Origin of the sequence: Achromobacter sp. ACM02 (genome assembly GCF_014851605.1) — a bacterium.
Classification (GTDB): domain Bacteria; phylum Pseudomonadota; class Gammaproteobacteria; order Burkholderiales; family Burkholderiaceae_B; genus Achromobacter; species Achromobacter aegrifaciens.
This window is the reverse complement of record NZ_JACUZY010000004.1, coordinates 399,170-415,512: the sequence shown is the minus strand read 5'-3', so window position 1 is coordinate 415,512 and position 16,343 is coordinate 399,170. Positions and strand designations below refer to the sequence as shown.

The following is a 16,343-nucleotide window of genomic DNA, read 5'->3' as shown; positions in this document are numbered from 1 at the left end:
GGCGATGAGCTTGCGCTCATCGCCGCGGGCGTGGATGGCAGAAGGCCTGCGCGTCACGCCTTGCTGGGGTCGAAATGCTTGGCGATGCCCTGCCAGCACCGGTAGTAGTCGCCTTGCAATTCTACCGAGGCCAGCGCCTGCTCCGTGGGGCGGATGACGCGCCGCGTCTCGAACATGAAGGCCATCGTGTCGCGGATGTAGTGGGCCTTGCTGGTATCGGCGTGCGAGGCCTTTTCGAAAGTCTCGGCGTCGGGGCCGTGGCCGCTCATGCAGTTGTGCAGGCTGGCGCCGCCCGGCGCGAAACCGTCGGCCTTGGCGTCGTAGACGCCCTGGATCAGCCCCATGAATTCGCTGGCGATGTTGCGGTGGAACCAGGGCGGACGGAAGGTGTTCTCCATGGCCAGGATGCGCGGCGGGAAGATCGCAAAATCCATGTTGGCCGTTCCCGGGGTGTCCGACGGCGCGGTCAGCACCGTGAAGATCGAGGGATCCGGATGGTCGTAGCTGATGGAGCCGACGGTGTTGAAGTTGCGCAGGTCGTACTTGTACGGCGCGTGCGTGCCGTGCCAGGCCACCACGTTCAACGGCGAATGGTCGATGGAAGCGCGCCAGAAGCCGCCCGTGAACTTGGCGATGAGTTCGAAGTCGCCTTCGAGGTCTTCGTACCAGGCCACCGGGGTCTTGAAGTCGCGGGCATTGGCCAGGCAGTTCGAGCCGATGGGGCCCAGCTCCGGCAGGCGCATGGCCGCGCCGAAGTTTTCCAGCATGTAGCCGCGCGCGTTGCCGTCCAGCAGTTCAACGCGGAAGCGCACACCGCGCGGGATGACGGCGATTTCCAGCGGTTCCAGGTCGATCAGGCCCAGCTCCGTGGCCAGGCGCAGGCGGCCTTCCTGCGGCACCAGCAGCAGTTCGCCGTCGGCGTTGTAGAAGTAGCGCCCTTGCATCGAACGGTTGGCCGCATACAGGTGGATGCCTACGCCGCTGAGTTCGTCGGGGCCGCCGTTGCCGCCCCAGGTCTTCACGCCTTCCAGGAAGTCGGTGGGGGCGGCGGGGATGGGCAACGGGCTCCAGCGCAACTGATTGGGCGTGACGGGACCTTGGCCGAAGGTGCTTTGCCAGCCGGCGGCGCCGTCAAAGGCCTCGAACGGCTTGTGCTGCGCGCCGGGACGGATGCGATAGAGCCAGGAGCGGCGGTTTTCGCTGCGCGGCGCGGTGAAGGCGGTGCCGGACAACTGCTCGGCGTACAGGCCGTAGGGGCATTGCTGCGGCGAGTTGCGGCCCAGCGGCAGCGCGCCGGGCAGGGCTTCGGTAGCGCAACTGTTGCCGAAGCCGGTCTGGTATTGCAGTTCCATGGATTCCTCCTGAGCGGCGGCGCGGTGCTTGGCCGCGCGGCCTGGTGCGGGTGGCTCGTGCGGAAGGTTTCCGGAGCCCATATGGCATTGTCGGAAAAAATCCCCGCTACGGCTATGGGAATGCAAAAATAGAGACTATAAATTTTGTGAATAGTAGGGGGGCGTATGGCCGAGCTGCGCGATGTCGATCTGAACCTGCTGCTGTTGTTCCAGCATCTGCTGGAGGACCGCAATCTGTCGGCCGTGGCGCGGCGCATGGACCTGTCGCAACCCGCGGTCAGCAACGCGCTGCGCCGCCTGCGCGAAGCATTCGGCGACGATCTGTTCGTGCGCACGGCGCAGGGCATGCTGCCCACGCCGCGCGCGCAGCGCCTGGCGGGCCCAGTCAGCGAGGCGTTGACCATGTTGTCGCAGGCCCTGAAAGACCAGGACGTCTTCGATGCCGCCACCAGCACCCGCCGCTTCCGGGTGGCGATGACGGACGTGGGCGAGATCCACTTCATGCCGCGCCTGATGGAAGTCTGCGTGCAGGTGGCGCCGCAGGTGCGCATCGATTCGGTGCGGGTGCAGGGACCGGATCTGCCTCGGGAAATGGAGGCGGGGCGGGTGGATCTGGCGATCGGCGCATTCGATGAAATGGGGGCGGGTACGCTACAGCGCATGCTGTTCCGCCAGGGCTATGCGACCCTGTTCCGGCAGGCGCATCCGACGGCGCACGCCGGCATGAGCCTCAAGGCCTTCCGGGCCGAGCGCCACCTTATCGTGTCGCGCGCGGCGCCCTATGGGCAGGTCAACCAGTCCATGGAACGCGCCGGCGTCGATCTGGCCGAGCATTTCAGCGTGCCGCATTTTTCGGCCGTGCCCTACATCGTCAGCGCGACCGACCTGCTGGCCACCGTGCCCGAAAAACTTGCCGCCAGCGCCGCGCCGCCATTCGGCCTGCGCTACATGACGCCGCCGGTAAGAGTGCCGGCGCTGCAGACCAACATGTACTGGCAGCGCCGGGTGGACCGCGACAGCGGCAACCAGTGGCTGCGCGCGTTGATCGTCAATGCGTTCGCGGTCGGGGCGTGAAGGGAACTACGGCGCCACGGACGCCCGCGCTTGCCGCAGCGCCTCGCGCAGCACTTCCATGTCGCCCAGGTGGTTGGCCAGCAACAGGATCAGCGCCGCGTTGAGCTCCTGGCTTTGCTCGTTGGTGAGGTCGCGGTGGGTCTCGATCAGCGCTTCGTAGAAGTCGTCAGGCGAGACCAAGTTGGTTTCGGTAATCAGCATGATGGAGTGATCTCGAAGTTCAGGCCCGGCCCGTGGCGCGGCTGACGGCCGCGGTGACGGCGCCGGCGTCGAAGGCGCGCCAGCGGGCGGTGATGTGCTGGTCGGGGCGGATCAGGTAGGCCGTGCCGGCTTGCGCGTCATAGCGCTTGCCCAGGCAGCCTTCGCGGTCCGTGACGGACGCCAGCTCGTTGGGCAGCGCGGACAGATCGCATTGCGGGCTGGCGACCAGCACGGCCTTGACCGGCACAGGCGCCATGCGCAGCGCCTGGAGGGCAAGCAGCGTGTTGCGGTCGGGCAGGGCGTCGCCACAGAAGAACGCCAGCACGAATTCACCGTCCAATTGCGCCAGCCACCAATCTTGCGCGTTCACGGGCGCGTCCAGCGCCACCGCGCCCGGCACCATGCGGCCGCTGAAGGCGTCGGTGTCCGGCGTGTTCAGCGGCGAACCGGTGTAGGTCGCGGGCAGCGACAGGCGGCCGCTGTTGACCAGCGAGCGCGCGAACGGATGGGTCTTGGCCAGGTTCAGCACCGCGTTGCGGAAATTGCGGCTGATGTCGCTCTTGGGCGTGATGAAGTCGGTGGCGCGCGATGAATTCAGGATGTTCTCGTCGGCGGCGTATTCGCGTTCGACGGCGTAGCTGTCGATCAGTGTCTCGGGCGCCTGGCCGGCCAGCACCAGCTTCAGTTTCCAGGCCAGGTTCTCCGCGTCCTGCACGCCGCTGTTGGCGCCGCGGGCGCCGAACGGCGATACGCGGTGCGCGGAGTCGCCGGCGAAGACGACGCGGCCGTGGCGGAACTTGTCCATGCGTTCGCACGCGAAGGTATATACGCTGACCCATTCCAGCTCGAAGCGCGCGTCGGGGCCCAGCAGTGCGCGGATGCGCGGCAGCACGTTTTCAGGCTTGACGGCCTCGACCGGGTCGGCGTTCCAGCCCAGCTGGAAGTCGATGCGCCAGACATTGTCGGGCTGGCGGTGCAAGAGCACGGACTGGTTGGGATGGAAGGGCGGGTCGAACCAGAACCAGCGCTCGGTCGGGAAGTCCGCCTGCATCTTGACGTCGGCGATGAGGAAGCGGTCGCGGAAGATGCGGCCGTGGCTTTCCTGGCCGATCAGCTTGCGCACCGGCGAACGCGCGCCGTCGCAGGCGATCAGCCAGTCGGCATGCAAGGCATACGCGCCGTCCGGGGTTTCCACGTTCAGGACCACGCCGTCATCGCGCTGCTCCAGGCCGACAACTTTGTTCTTCCAGCGCAGATCGATGTTGGGTTCCTGGCGCGCCTGCTCGTACAGATAGCCTTCGGCGTAGTACTGCTGCAGGTTGATGAAGGCCGGGCGGCGATGGCCGGGTTCGGGCAGCAGGTCGAAGCGCCAGACTTCCTGCTCACGGAAGAAGACCTTGCCCACGTTCCAGGACACGCCCTTGTCGATCATGCGTTGACCCACGCCCAGGCGGTCCCAGATCTCCAGCGTGCGCTTGGAGAAACAGATGGCGCGGGAGCCGGTCGACAGGCGGAAGTCGTCGTCCAGCACCACCACGCGCACGCCCTGGCGCGCCAGGTCCAGCGCCGTGGTCAGACCGACCGGGCCGGCTCCCACCACCACCACCTGATGGCGCGCCAGCTCGCTGGCGGCCTGGTCGGCGTGTTTTTCATAGGCGAATTCCATCGCCTGAAAGTCGATGTCTCCCACGGTTGTCTCCTGTGTGGGTCATATTGTTTTTATGTCACGAAGCCGCGCGCCGCCTTGCGGCGCGCGATTCCGGTTGGTGCTCGGATGGGCCGTTGGCGGCCCGCCGGGATCAGCCTTCCAGCTGCGCCCACATCTCCAGATCGCGCTTGTCGGTCCAGATGCGCGGGTGGGTGTAGCCGGTGGCCTCGTCATAGGCGCGCGACACGTCGAACGGCATGCAGTGGTCGAAGATCACCCAGTCGCTGTAGCGCGGCTTCATGAAGTCGTAGACCTCGCGGTAGATGGTCTTCAGGTCCTTGCCCTCGGCCACGCCGCGGTTCACCGCGCCGTACAGGTCGGTCAGGAAGGCGCGCGTGCCGGCCAGGCCCTGGCGGACTTCGGTGGCGTTCTTCAGCGCGGGGCCGCGGCCCGGGACCATTTTTTCGGCTTCGAAGCCAGACAGCGCGTCCAGCGTGCTGGGCCAGTCGCGGAAGTAGGCGTCGCCGCAGTAGGGGGTGGACTGGTATTCGACCAGGTCGCCAGCGAACAGGATCTTCTGCTCGGGCAACCAGGCGATGGTGTCGCCCTTGGTGTGGCCGCGGCCCACTTGCAGCAGCTTGACTTCCAGGTTGCCCAGGTTGACCGTCATTTCGCCCTTGAACGTCATCGTCGGCCAGACCAGGCCCGGCGGAATCGATTCGGCGTTGCGGAACAGGCGGGGGAAGCGGCCGATTTCGCTGGCCTTGTCCTGTTCGCCGCGTTCGGCGATCAGGTCGTAGGTGTCGCGGCTGGCCAGGATTTCCTGGGCGTTGTAGGCCGACGCGCCGAACACGCGCACGGCGTGGTAATGCGACAGCAGGATGTACTTGATGGGCTTGTCCGTGACTTCGCGGATGCGGCGGATCACGTCCTGTGCCATGACAGGGGTGGCCTGGGTGTCGACCACCATGACGGCCTCGTCGCCGATGATCACGCCCGTGTTGGGATCGCCTTCGGCCGTGTAGGCATAGGCGTTGTCGGACAGTTTTTCGAACGAGACGACCTTGTCGTCCAGGTCGGCGTGCGAGGCGAATTGCTTGCTCATGGAGGCTCCTTCCACTTTTATAGGAATAGGGTGTGTGGAAGGAATATAGCTTGACGTTAGTTTTCGTGCAATACGTTTGCTATAAACAAATGGTCTTGTTTTTACAGGGATTTCCCGTGGATTTCCGGGGCGGCAGCGGTCAATTCCTTTGGCATTTCGGGCAATAGTAGGTGGCGCGCTGGCCTTGGACGATGCGCCGTATCGGGGTGGCGCAGACGCGGCAGGGCAGACCCTCGCGTTCGTAGACGGCGGCGTGGATCTCGAAGTAGGCGCCTGGTTCGCCGGTGGCTCCGACGTAGTCCCGCAGTGTGCTGCCGCCGGAGGTCAGGGCATCGGCCAGGGTGGCGCGCACCATGTCGGCCAGGCGCTCGCAGCGGGCGGGCGACAGTTTGTTGGCTGGCGTCTTGGGATTGATGCGGGCGCGGAACAGGCTTTCCGACGCATAGATATTGCCCACGCCCACCACCGCCATGCCGGCCAGCAGCACCTGCTTGATGGCGGCGCTGTGGTTCTTGAAATGGCGGTGCAGCCAGGCGCCGTCGAACCGTGGATCGAAGGGTTCGATGCCCAGCTTGGCCAGCAGGGGGTGGGCTTCGATGGGGCCGTCGGATTCGGGGTGCCACAGCACCGCGCCAAAGCGCCGCGGGTCATGCAGGCGCAGCACGGCCTGTTCGAAGATCCATTCGACATGGTCGTGCTTGCGCAGGAATTCACCAGGCGCGACGCTGCGCAGCGACCCCGACATGCCCAGATGCACGATCTGGGTGCCGTGTTCGAATCGCAGCAGCAGGTACTTGCCGCGGCGCGCGCATTCCAGCACGGCGCGGCCAGCGACCAGCGACGGCAGATCCTGCGGGATCGGCCAGCGCATGCGGGATTCGTGGATGACCAGGCGCGTGAGCGTCCGGCCGGTGATGACGGCGTCGATTCCCCGACGCGTGGTTTCGACTTCAGGCAGTTCCGGCATGAGCCAGTGTAAGATCATTAATTGCGTGTACGAAGATTGTGCCATCAACCGGACGGGCCGCGTGAAGTCGTCTTTCAAACCTATAAACATCGGGATCGCCGCGCTAGCGCTTGCGCTGGCAGCAATACTGACCCCGCCGGCCCAGGCCGCCGACAGCCGGACGCGCGATGCGACCGGGCCCAGGATGGCGCCCCAGAGCCGCCACCCTGAAACCGAAGTCATACGGCTGCGCCCCGGGCAGTTGCCCTATGTCTCGCTGACCGCGGACATTTTTTATCGCGTGCTCGCCTCCGAGATCGCCGCGCAGCGCGGCATGTACGGTTCCGCGGCTACCACCATGCTGGGCCTGGCGCGGGATACCGGCGATCCACGCCTGGCCCGCCGTGCCCTCGAATTCCAACTGGCCGGCGGCAACCTGCCCGGCGCCCTGGACGCCGCGCGGGTCTGGGCGCGCCTGTCTCCCAACGACGTCGAGGCCAGTTCCACCGAGCTGGCGCTGGCCGCCGCCAACGGCCAGACCAAGGGCCTGTCGCAGGCCCTGCGCAACCGCATCGATTCCTCGCGCGACAAGCCAGCCGCCATCGGCCAGGCCCTGGCCGTGCTGAGCCGCCTGAACGACCGCCGCCTCGCCCTGCGCATCCTCGACGAATCCCTGAGCGACAGCGTGCGCAAGCTGCCGGCAGCGCACCTGGCGCTGGCTGACGTGGCTTCCGCCTCGGGCGACTACACCCGTGCCGCGCAGGAGTCGCGCGCGGCCCTGGCGGCGGATCCCAAGTCGGAACCCGCGGCCCTGCGCGTGCTGGAATACGGCTACAAAGTGGACCCGCAGCGCGCGCAGACCGAGGCGCGCGCCTATATCGCCCGCAATCCCAACGCCCGCAAGGTGCGCCTGATGCTGGCCGGCCAGTTGGCCGACAGCGGCGACTACAACGGCGCGCTGGCTGAATTGCAGGCCATGTCGCGCCGTTCGCCGGAAGATTTCGACCTCCTGTTCATGCAGGCGCAACTGGCCTACAAGGCCGGGCAATTGCCGCAGGCCAAGAGCCTGTTGCAACAGTATCTGGACGTGCAGCAGCAACGCCAGCGCGCGACCGTCCCGGGCGCAACCGATGCCGGCGCCGCCGCGGCCGACGCCCATGTCTTGCTGGCCCGCATCGCCGAAGACCAGGGCCATTACGACGACGCCATTGCTGAACTGGGCCGTATCGACGATCCGACGCTGCGCTACTCGGTGCGCATGCGCCAGGCCGCCTTGCGCGCCAAGAGCGGTCGCATTGACGACGCGCTGGCCATGATCGACGCCGCCGGACCGCAGGACGAGGAAGAGCGTACGCTGGGCGTATTGACCAAGGCCCAGATCCTGCGCGACGCCGACCGCGTGCAGCAGGCTGTGTCGGTATTGGAAGCGGCCGATCAGGCGCTGCCCGACACGGTCGAGATCAAGTACGAACTGGCCATGCTGTACGAACGCCAGAACCGTCTGGCCGACCTCGAACGCATGCTGCGCCAGGTCATCGCGCTGGACCCTGATCATGCGCATGCCTACAACGCGCTGGGCTACACGCTGGCCGATCACAACCAGCGCCTGCCCGAGGCCCTGGATCTGATCACGCAAGCGCTGGAGCTCGCGCCCAACGATCCGTTCATCCTCGACAGCATGGGCTGGGTCAAGTACCGCATGGGCGATTCCGCAGCTGCTGCCGACTACCTGCGGCGCGCCTACAGTGTGCGTCCGGAAGCAGATATCGCAGCCCACCTGGCCGAGGTTCTCTGGACCCAGGGCAAGCGCGACCAGGCCGTCGAGTTGCTGCGCGCCGCGGTGGCCAAGGATCCCAAGAACAAGACTGTTCAGGACGTGGCCAAGCGCCTGGGGATCAGCCTGTGACCGCAGTGTTTCAACGTGCGCTCGGCGCCGCCGCGCCGCTGCGCTGGTTCCTGATGGCAATGCTGGCGGCGACGCTGGCGGCCTGCACCACGCCCAAACCGATCGAAGGCGCCAGCGCCGACGCGTTCTCGCGCATCGGCCGCTTCGCCATTACCGTCAACGAGGAAAGCGGCAAGCAGAACGCGGTGCAGGGCGGCTTCTCGTGGTCGGACGATGGCCGCCACTATGTGCTGGACCTGACCAACCCGCTGGGTTCGACCGAGGCTCGGGTGGAAGGACGGCCCGGCGCGGCCAGCCTGACCAAGGCCGACGGCACCCGCCTGGTCGCCGACAATCCCGATGCCCTGGCCGCGGAAGCGCTGGGCAGCAGCATGCCCGTGTCCGGGCTGCGTGACTGGCTGCGTGGCAAGCTGGCGGCCACGCCCGAAGCGACCGAAGTGTCGCGCGACGAACTGGGTCGCCTGGCGGCTTTTGAGCAGGGCGGCTGGCGCGCGCGGCTCTCACGTTACGACACGCTAGGTCCCCAATTGCTGGTGTTGGAACGCCAGGAGCCGGGCCGGCGCATCATGTTGCGTCTGGTCGTCAATCAGCCTTGAATGGCGGGCCGTCTTGGCCCGGAATCAGCGGTCGCCCGGTAAAATCGGGCGACCGCTTTTTTTTGTTTGTTCAGCCGTGACTCTCTACGACGTACCCGCTCCCGCGAAGCTCAATCTGTTCCTGCACGTCGTAGGCCGGCGCGCCGACGGCTATCACCTGCTGCAAACCGCCTTCCGCTTTATCGATCTGTGCGACACCTTGCATTTCGATGTGCGCGCCGACGGCGTCATCAGCCGCGCCACGGAGCTGCCTGGCGTGCCCGAAGAGCAGGACCTGACCCTGCGCGCGGCGCATGCGCTGCAGCGGGCCACGGGTACGAAGCAGGGCGTGCAGATCGGCCTGGAAAAGCGCATCCCGCAAGGCGGCGGCCTGGGCGGCGGCTCCAGCGATGCGGCATCGGTGCTGATCGCGCTGAACAAGTTGTGGAATACCGGGCTGTCGCGGCGCGAACTCATGGAGCTGGCCTTGCCTCTGGGCGCCGATGTGCCCGTGTTTGTCTTCGGTCAATCCGCATTCGCCCAGGGTGTAGGCGAAGACCTGACGGCGGTGACGCTGCCGGATCGTGCATATCTGGTGGCGCAGCCGGACGCCAGCGTGCCCACGCCACAAATATTTTCCGCACCTGATTTGACAAGAGATTCTTCTTCCATCACAATAGCGGTCTTTCTTGCTTCGCCTACTTCCCGCTTCGGCAGGAATGATTTGGAGCCGGTGGTCTACCGCCTTTACCCAGAAGTGCTTGGGGCATCGCGGTGGCTTGCTGAGCAGGAGGTCCTTCGTGGAACTCCAGTTCGCATGTCGGGATCTGGTGCGTGTTTATTCGCCGAATTTTCCGAACTCTCCGAAGCCGTTTTGGCAGAAGCAGAAATATCCGCTATAATGCGCGGCGCTGATAAAACATTCAGCCAAACGCATCCACGGTTTCGGTTAGTGCAGGCATGTACTGGGTTAGCTGAACATCCGTTGCGGAATTGGATTGCAAGATAGTTGGGGAGTCGCCAAGCTGGTTAAGGCACCGGATTTTGATTCCGGCATGCGAAGGTTCGAATCCTTCCTCCCCAGCCAACCGAATACATAAAAAAGCTGTTGAACACGCCTGTAAGACACTGGCCCGGGTTCAGCAGCTTTTTTATTTTCCGGGTCCGCTGGTGCATTACCTCGCATCATCTCGTTAGTGTCTTAAAACGACCATCGCATCATCCATCATGGCAAACGATAGCTTCATGATTTTCACGGGCACCGCCAATACTCGGCTGGCCGTGGACGTAGTCAACCACCTCGATATGTCCCTGGGCAAGATGACCGTCGGTCGCTTCTCGGACGGCGAAGTGATGGTCGAGATCAACGAGAATGTGCGCGGCAAGGACGTCTTCGTCCTGCAGCCCACCTGTGCCCCCACCAACGACAACCTGATGGAAATCATGGTGATGGTCGATGCCTTGCGCCGCGCTTCCGCTGGCCGCATCACCGCCGCCATTCCCTATTTCGGCTATGCCCGCCAGGACCGCCGCCCGCGCTCGGCGCGCGTGGCCATCTCGGCGAAGGTCGTGGCCAACATGCTGCAAGTGGCTGGCGTCGACCGCGTCCTGACGATGGACCTGCACGCCGACCAGATCCAGGGTTTCTTCGATATCCCCGTGGACAACATCTACGCGGGTCCGATCCTGCTGGGCGACATCTGGCGCCGCAATTTCTCGAACCTGGTCGTCGTGTCCCCGGACATCGGCGGCGTGGTGCGGGCCCGCGCGCTGGCCAAACAGCTGGAAGCCGATCTGGCCATCATCGACAAGCGCCGTCCGCGCGCCAACGTGTCGGAAGTGATGAACATCATCGGTGAAGTCGACGGCCGCACCTGCATCATCATGGACGACATGGTCGACACCGCCGGCACGCTGTGCAAGGCGGCCCAGGCCCTGAAGGACCGCGGCGCCGGCGCCGTTTACGCCTATTGCACGCACCCCGTGCTGTCGGGCGGCGCCATCGACCGCATCGAAGCGTCGGAACTGGACGAACTGGTCGTCACCGACACCATTCCGCTCTCCGAGCAAGGCCAGGCCAGCGGCAAGATCCGCCAGCTGTCGTGCGCCGCGCTGCTGGGCGAGACCATCCTGCGTATCTCGAACGCGGAATCGGTCAGCTCGCTGTTCGTCGATTAAGACGTAGCGGCCCTCGGACGGGTAGTCCGGATACAGAGTTTTGCGCCTTGCTGGTCGCGGCAAGGCGCAACAAACACGGCGCGCATTTCGCGTGCCGTGCACTAATCGGCGAAGTCTCTTCGCCATTTATTGTTTTTGGAGTTTTCCATGAAATTCAATGCCACTGCGCGTAGCGTCCAGGGTTCGAGTGCGAGCCGCCGCCTGCGCCGCGCGGGCCGCGTTCCCGCCATCGTTTATGGCGGTACGGCTGCCCCCCTGAACATCGAACTCGACCACAACGAGATCTACCACGCCCTGCGCAAGGAAGAATTCCACGCGTCGATCCTGCAAATGGCGCTGGAAGGCGCAGCCAAGGAAGAGCAAGTCCTGCTGCGTTCGGTTCAATGGCACGCCTACAAGCCGCAAGTCCTGCACGTGGACTTCCAGCGCGTGGACGCCAACCAGGCCCTGCACACCAAGGTCCCGTTCCACTTCATCAACGCTGAAGTCTCGCCGGCCGTGAAGCTGGGCGGCGCCATCATCAGCCACGTCCTGACCGAACTGGAAATCACCTGCCTGCCGGCAGCGCTGCCCCAGTTCATCGAAGTGGACCTGAAGGATCTGCTGCCTGGCGCTTCGGTCCACCTGGCCGACATCAAGCTGCCCAAGGGCGTGACGTACGTGCCCCACGGCGGTGACGCCAACCCGCTGCTGGCCGCCACGGCCGTGGTCAAGGGCGGCGCTGCCGCCGACGAAGGCGCTGCCGAAGCTCCGGCCGCCTAAGTCCTGCCGGAAAGCCCTCGGGCTTTCCACGGCTGGTACCCGAAACCCTGCGTGTGCATTTGCATGCGCAGGGTTTTTTGGTTTAAACACCCCCCATCATGTCTACTCCTATACGCCTCATCGTCGGACTGGGTAATCCCGGCCCTGACTACGAAACGACCCGGCATAACGCCGGCTTCTGGCTGGCCGACCATCTGGCGGACGACTTGCGCGCTTCTTTTGCGCTGGAGAAGTCCTTTTTCGGCATGGTGGCCAAGTCCCGTCTGGGCGCCGACAACGTGCTGCTGTTGAAGCCCAATACCTACATGAATCGTTCCGGCCAGGCGGTCGGCGCGTTGGCTCGTTTCTACAAGCTTGTGCCCGAGCAGGTGCTGGTGCTGCATGACGAGTTGGACCTGATGCCCGGCCAGGTGAAACTGAAGCAGGGCGGCGGGCACGCCGGCCACAATGGCTTGAAGGACATCCAGGCGGCCTTGGGCAGCCCCAACTTCTGGCGCCTGCGCATCGGCATCGGCCATCCCCGCACGCTGGGCCTGGCCCAGCAGGTGGCGGACTTCGTGCTGCATCCGCCGCGCCGCGAGGAACAGAAAGAGATCGAAGCGGTGATCGACCGGTGTCGCGCGGTCGTGCCGGCGATGCTGGCCGGAGATTTTCCCCTGGCGACACGCCAACTCCACAGCGGCAACGAGGCCTGATGACGGACCAGCGGCAATCGGCTTTGCTATCTGGCGGAAAACTTCGCTTTCGCAGCGAAGTTGCGGATTTCTGGCGTTTCATCCGGCACCCGCATCCGGCTTCGCGCCTGCCGGGCCGCGCGTCCGCGAGCGGGCTGGTGGCCGACTGGTGGCCGGGCCTGGGGCCTGGACGCCTGCTGGCCTGGGCCGCGCTGCTGTGGGCCGTGAACCTGTTCGCACTGGGGCCGGTGGCGGTGGCCGCCGCCGGGCTCGGCGGCGTTACGCATCGGCTCGATCCCGCCAACATCCCCTGGCTGACCGCCGTCATCTGGGCGCCCCTGGTGGAAGAGATACTGTTCCGCTATGGCCTGCGCCGTCCAAGACAGGCGCTATGGCTGATCCCGGCGATGGTGCCCGTGGTGCTGTGGGGGCCCAAGGTCTGGACCGGCCTGCTGCTGGCTGCATTCGTCATCCTGGCCTGCTGGGGCGTGCGCCAGCGTCCCGAACTGCTACGAGGCTGGGACACCACCTGGCGGCGCTATTACTTGCAGCATTTCGGCCTGGTGTTCCACCTGGTCGCGCTGACCTTTGCCGCGGTGCACCTGACCAACTTCGTCTACGGCAAGACGCCATACTGGCTGCTGCCCCTGCTGGTGCTGCCGCAATGGCTCACGGGCCTCGTGCTGGGCTGGATGCGCGTGCGTCGCGGAATCGGCGCAGCCATATTGCTGCATTCCGCTTTCAACGCTGGCCCCATTTTGATGATCTGGATCATCATGCGCTGGGTTCCCGCCGCCGCAGCCTGACCGGGGCCGCAACGGCGGCCCGGCCGGCGGGGCCTGAGCGCCCAGCCGGGGTAAACTAGAACGTTAACGATCAATACCGTACTTACACAGGATTCCCATGGCTCTGCAATGCGGCATCGTCGGCCTGCCCAACGTAGGCAAATCGACCCTCTTCAACGCTCTGACCCGCGCCGGCATCGCCGCCGAGAACTATCCGTTCTGCACCATCGAACCCAACGTCGGTGTGGTCGAAGTGCCGGATCAGCGTCTGCAGAAGCTGGCTGAAATCGTCAAGCCCGAACGCATCCTTTCCGCCACCGTCGAATTCGTCGACATCGCGGGCCTGGTCGCCGGCGCGAGCAAGGGCGAAGGCCTGGGCAACCAGTTCCTCTCGCACATCCGCGAAACCGACGCCATCGTCAACGTGGTGCGCTGCTTCGAAGATCCCAACGTGATCCACGTGGCCGGCAAGGTCGATCCCATCGCCGACATCGAAGTCATCGAAACCGAACTGGCCCTGGCCGACCTGCAGACCGCTGAAAAGGCCCTGCAACGCCACCAGAAGACCGCGCGTTCGGGCGACAAGGAATCGCAGCGCATCGTGGCTGTGCTGGAAAAGTGCGTGGCCCAGCTGAACGAAGCCAAGCCGATCCGTGCGCTGGACCTCTCCACCGAGGAAAAGGCCGACATCGCCCAGCTCTGCTTCATCACCGCCAAGCGCGCGATGTACGTGGGCAACGTGGCGGACGACGGCTTCACCAACAATCCGCTGCTCGACCGCCTGACCGAATTCGCCGCCGCGCGCAACGCGCCCGTGGTCGCCATCTGCGCCGCCATTGAATCCGAGATCGTCGACCTCGACGACGCCGACCGCCAGGCTTTCCTGTCGGACATGGGCATGGAAGAGCCCGGCCTGAACCGCCTGATCCGCGCCGCCTTCAAGCTGCTGGGCCTGCAGACCTACTTCACCGCCGGCGTTAAGGAAGTGCGCGCCTGGACCGTGCCGATCGGCGCCACCGCGCCCCAGGCCGCTGGCGTCATCCACACCGACTTCGAACGCGGCTTCATCCGCGCCCAGACCATCTCCTATGACGACTACATCACCTACAAGGGTGAGCAGGGCGCCAAGGAAGCGGGCAAGATGCGCGCGGAAGGCAAGGAATACATCGTGCAGGATGGGGACGTGATGAACTTCTTGTTCAACGTCTAAGCGAAACAGCACATCCCGCGAAGCACCCCAAAGATCGGACCTGGGTCCGATCTTTGGGGTGTTTTTTGTGGTGAGGCGTCAACAGCGATGCGCGCCGCTCCAGGAAGGGCTTTGCGAGAACGGTATGAGGGATGAGAAACAATCGGTTGCGGCGAATAGCGGGATGACTGGCAGCGGCCGGGTTGGACCGCATCAGCAGATGGTGTGATCGCACAGACGCAGGTTTTCAAGCGGCACCCAGCCCGTCTCTCCATCCCCAAGCCTGACCGCCCACACCCACCCATTCAGTTCGCGCTCTCCGCGCAGCATTTCGCCTTGCGCGACATCCAGCTCCTTGTTGGTGAAATCCTCCAGCATCGTGGCGCTGCCGTCGGCGTGGCGGTCCAGGAATTGCGCCGGCACGAAGCCGGCTTGTTGGCCTGCTGGCGTGCACAGATACCAGTCGGGCCAGCCCTCGGGGCCATCGTACCGCTCGCCGACGGTGACGCGATCTCCCTTGCGCACCAGCATGGGTTCGGGGAACTCGCTGGCGTGGGCGTGGATGACGAGGTAGCGGCGGTCGGAATTCATGGGCATTGATTGTCCGTATTGCGGTCACGGACGGAACTATGCCATGCGCTCCAGCAGCCGCGGCACCGCCGAGGCCAGCAACGCGACTCCGGAAGCCGTCAGCAGCCCCAGCACGATCTGCCGGAAGCGCGCCTCGCTGATGCCTATGTAAAGCTTCGCGCCCAGCAACACCGGCACCAGCATGGCGGCGGCGACGATGGCGAACATGGGCAGCATGGCGCGCGTGACGATGCCGCTGGCCAGATACGTGCCCATGGTCGCCAGCAGCATGGACAGGTTGAAGTTCTGGATGATGGCGCGTTGCGCGTCCTTGTCGAATCCGCGCAGGGTGCACCACAAGGTGGGCAGCGTGCCTGTGAAGCCGCCTATGCCGCCCAGCACGCCGCCGGCCATGCCGACGGCCGCATCGGCGGCGCGCCCGCCTGCGGCGATCTTCGGCAGGTTCTTGGCCAACAACATGGCGGGACACCAGATCACAAGCAGGATGCCGAGTATGGTCTTGAACCAGTCCATGTCCAGGCGCGGCAGCAGCGCCACGCCCAGCGGAATGCCGAACAGGCCGCCGATCACGAAGGGCAGCAATCGCCGCAGATCGAAGCCGCGGCGCACGGTGATGGCGGCGAGGATCTGCCCGACCAGGGCGCCGAAGACCGCGAGCGTCGCGGCCAGGCGCGGGTCCAGCACCCAGGCCCAGAACGACATCGCCACCAGGCCGAAGGCAAAGCCTGACAGGCCCTGCACGAAGCCCGCGATGACCGCACCCAGCGTCACCACCAAATACACCGAATCCATTGCCGCCTCTTTGTTCTTATGTGGGGGAGTCGGTTTGTATTCTGGATGATCCTTGTGGCTCGCGAATCGTGTTTTGCTATGGGCCGATACCGTACTTCTTATGGCGGCGGAGCCTGTGCTAGCTTGGCGCCTTGTCCGCCGCCCGCAGGAAATTCGCTTCCAGCACGCTCAGCACGCGATTCAGGGTGTCGATATCGCCGGCCGAAAGACCCTTGAGCGATTCTTCGAAGAAGGCCGCCCGCTTGGGCAGGGCTTCATCCACCACGGCCTGGCCGGCCGGCGTGAGACTGGCGTTGGTCAGGCGGTTGTCCTGCGGATCCACTGCGCGCGCGATCCAGCCCATTTTTTCCATGGCCTGCAGCTGCCGTGTGAGCGACGCGGGATCGAGCCGGCAGCGTTCGGCCAGATGCTTCTGCGAACATTGGCCGCACTCATGCAGCGCCAGCAAAATGCGCCAACGGGGCAGGGCGTGGCCGACGGTGCTGCTGAACGCGCTCTGCATGCCGCGGTAGGCCTGTCCCATGTGCTGGATGACCTGCAAGCCTTGTTGTTGTTTGGGCAAAAG

The 16,343-nt window shown here is 65.1% G+C and carries 17 protein-coding genes and 1 tRNA gene; 10 read left to right on the top strand and 8 right to left on the bottom strand.

Translation table 11 applies throughout. The features are described from left to right. Nucleotides 1–53: 53 nt before the first annotated feature. Complete coding sequence (gene hmgA, locus IB258_RS14500) at nucleotides 54–1,352, bottom strand: homogentisate 1,2-dioxygenase (protein WP_054451958.1); 1,299 nt, start codon at nucleotides 1,350–1,352, stop codon at nucleotides 54–56. A 165-nt stretch (nucleotides 1,353–1,517) separates the two neighbouring features. Here hmgA and IB258_RS14495 point away from each other — a divergent pair, with 165 nt between their 5' ends. After that, complete coding sequence (locus IB258_RS14495) at nucleotides 1,518–2,426, top strand: LysR family transcriptional regulator (RefSeq protein ID WP_192352768.1); 909 nt, start codon at nucleotides 1,518–1,520, stop codon at nucleotides 2,424–2,426. A 6-nt stretch (nucleotides 2,427–2,432) separates the two neighbouring features. Here IB258_RS14495 and IB258_RS14490 read toward each other — a convergent pair whose 3' ends face one another. The 4 genes from IB258_RS14490 to mutM all read right to left on the bottom strand — a co-directional run bounded on the left by IB258_RS14490 (nucleotide 2,433) and on the right by mutM (nucleotide 6,347). Continuing rightward, nucleotides 2,433–2,627 carry a DUF2783 domain-containing protein gene (locus IB258_RS14490; RefSeq protein ID WP_054451956.1) on the bottom strand — a complete coding sequence of 65 codons (195 nt, stop codon included), beginning with the start codon at nucleotides 2,625–2,627 and terminating at the stop codon, nucleotides 2,433–2,435. Nucleotides 2,628–2,646: 19 nt separating this feature from the next. Continuing rightward, complete coding sequence (locus IB258_RS14485) at nucleotides 2,647–4,317, bottom strand: FAD-dependent oxidoreductase (RefSeq protein ID WP_175180607.1); 1,671 nt, start codon at nucleotides 4,315–4,317, stop codon at nucleotides 2,647–2,649. Nucleotides 4,318–4,426: 109 nt separating this feature from the next. Beyond that, the gene (locus IB258_RS14480; RefSeq protein WP_119449627.1) at nucleotides 4,427–5,380 is read right to left on the bottom strand and encodes an MBL fold metallo-hydrolase; all 954 of its coding nucleotides are present in this window, start codon (nucleotides 5,378–5,380) and stop codon (nucleotides 4,427–4,429) included. Nucleotides 5,381–5,519: 139 nt separating this feature from the next. Then, nucleotides 5,520–6,347 (bottom strand): bifunctional DNA-formamidopyrimidine glycosylase/DNA-(apurinic or apyrimidinic site) lyase, encoded by an 828-nt coding sequence (mutM, locus tag IB258_RS14475; RefSeq protein WP_054451953.1) that lies wholly within the window; start codon nucleotides 6,345–6,347, stop codon nucleotides 5,520–5,522. Between mutM and IB258_RS14470 the strand changes: the two genes are divergently transcribed. The 9 genes from IB258_RS14470 (at nucleotide 6,346) to ychF (ending at nucleotide 14,416) form a co-directional block, all read left to right on the top strand. Continuing rightward, on the top strand, nucleotides 6,346–8,232 hold the full coding sequence (locus tag IB258_RS14470) for a lipopolysaccharide assembly protein LapB (RefSeq protein ID WP_054451952.1): 1,887 nt from the start codon (nucleotides 6,346–6,348) through the stop codon (nucleotides 8,230–8,232). The two genes, mutM and IB258_RS14470, sit on opposite strands and share 2 nt — an antisense overlap. A gap of 53 nt (nucleotides 8,233–8,285) precedes the next feature. Continuing rightward, nucleotides 8,286–8,828, top strand: coding sequence for a lipoprotein insertase outer membrane protein LolB (lolB, locus tag IB258_RS14465; protein ID WP_192352867.1), 543 nt, complete (start codon nucleotides 8,286–8,288; stop codon nucleotides 8,826–8,828). 76 nt (nucleotides 8,829–8,904) lie between these two features. After that, nucleotides 8,905–9,816, top strand: coding sequence for a 4-(cytidine 5'-diphospho)-2-C-methyl-D-erythritol kinase (gene ispE, locus IB258_RS14460; RefSeq protein WP_082400801.1), 912 nt, complete (start codon nucleotides 8,905–8,907; stop codon nucleotides 9,814–9,816). Nucleotide 9,817: 1 nt separating this feature from the next. After that, nucleotides 9,818–9,894 (top strand) — tRNA-Gln (locus tag IB258_RS14455). Nucleotides 9,895–10,034: 140 nt separating this feature from the next. Continuing rightward, the gene (locus tag IB258_RS14450; protein ID WP_006227587.1) at nucleotides 10,035–10,985 is read left to right on the top strand and encodes a ribose-phosphate pyrophosphokinase; all 951 of its coding nucleotides are present in this window, start codon (nucleotides 10,035–10,037) and stop codon (nucleotides 10,983–10,985) included. A gap of 147 nt (nucleotides 10,986–11,132) precedes the next feature. After that, nucleotides 11,133–11,747 (top strand): 50S ribosomal protein L25/general stress protein Ctc, encoded by a 615-nt coding sequence (locus tag IB258_RS14445; RefSeq protein ID WP_042797362.1) that lies wholly within the window; start codon nucleotides 11,133–11,135, stop codon nucleotides 11,745–11,747. Nucleotides 11,748–11,845: 98 nt separating this feature from the next. Next, the gene (pth, locus tag IB258_RS14440) at nucleotides 11,846–12,442 is read left to right on the top strand and encodes an aminoacyl-tRNA hydrolase (RefSeq protein ID WP_054451950.1); all 597 of its coding nucleotides are present in this window, start codon (nucleotides 11,846–11,848) and stop codon (nucleotides 12,440–12,442) included. Continuing rightward, on the top strand, nucleotides 12,442–13,227 hold the full coding sequence (locus IB258_RS14435; protein WP_192352767.1) for a type II CAAX prenyl endopeptidase Rce1 family protein: 786 nt from the start codon (nucleotides 12,442–12,444) through the stop codon (nucleotides 13,225–13,227). Before pth ends, IB258_RS14435 begins: the two co-directional genes overlap by 1 nt. 97 nt (nucleotides 13,228–13,324) lie before the next feature. Further along, nucleotides 13,325–14,416, top strand: a complete 1,092-nt coding sequence (ychF, locus tag IB258_RS14430) for a redox-regulated ATPase YchF (protein ID WP_054451948.1) — start codon at nucleotides 13,325–13,327, stop codon at nucleotides 14,414–14,416. Between the two features lie 192 nt (nucleotides 14,417–14,608). On the opposite strand, the gene IB258_RS14425 is transcribed toward ychF, so the two are convergent. The 3 genes from IB258_RS14425 to IB258_RS14415 form a co-directional block, all read right to left on the bottom strand. Continuing rightward, entirely contained in the window at nucleotides 14,609–14,986 is a 378-nt protein-coding gene (locus IB258_RS14425) for a ligand-binding protein SH3 (protein WP_192352766.1), read from the bottom strand. 36 nt (nucleotides 14,987–15,022) lie between these two features. Then, entirely contained in the window at nucleotides 15,023–15,778 is a 756-nt protein-coding gene (locus IB258_RS14420) for a sulfite exporter TauE/SafE family protein (protein ID WP_192352765.1), read from the bottom strand. 118 nt (nucleotides 15,779–15,896) lie between these two features. Next, nucleotides 15,897–16,340 carry a MarR family winged helix-turn-helix transcriptional regulator gene (locus IB258_RS14415; protein WP_119449623.1) on the bottom strand — a complete coding sequence of 148 codons (444 nt, stop codon included), beginning with the start codon at nucleotides 16,338–16,340 and terminating at the stop codon, nucleotides 15,897–15,899. Nucleotides 16,341–16,343: the final 3 nt, after the last annotated feature.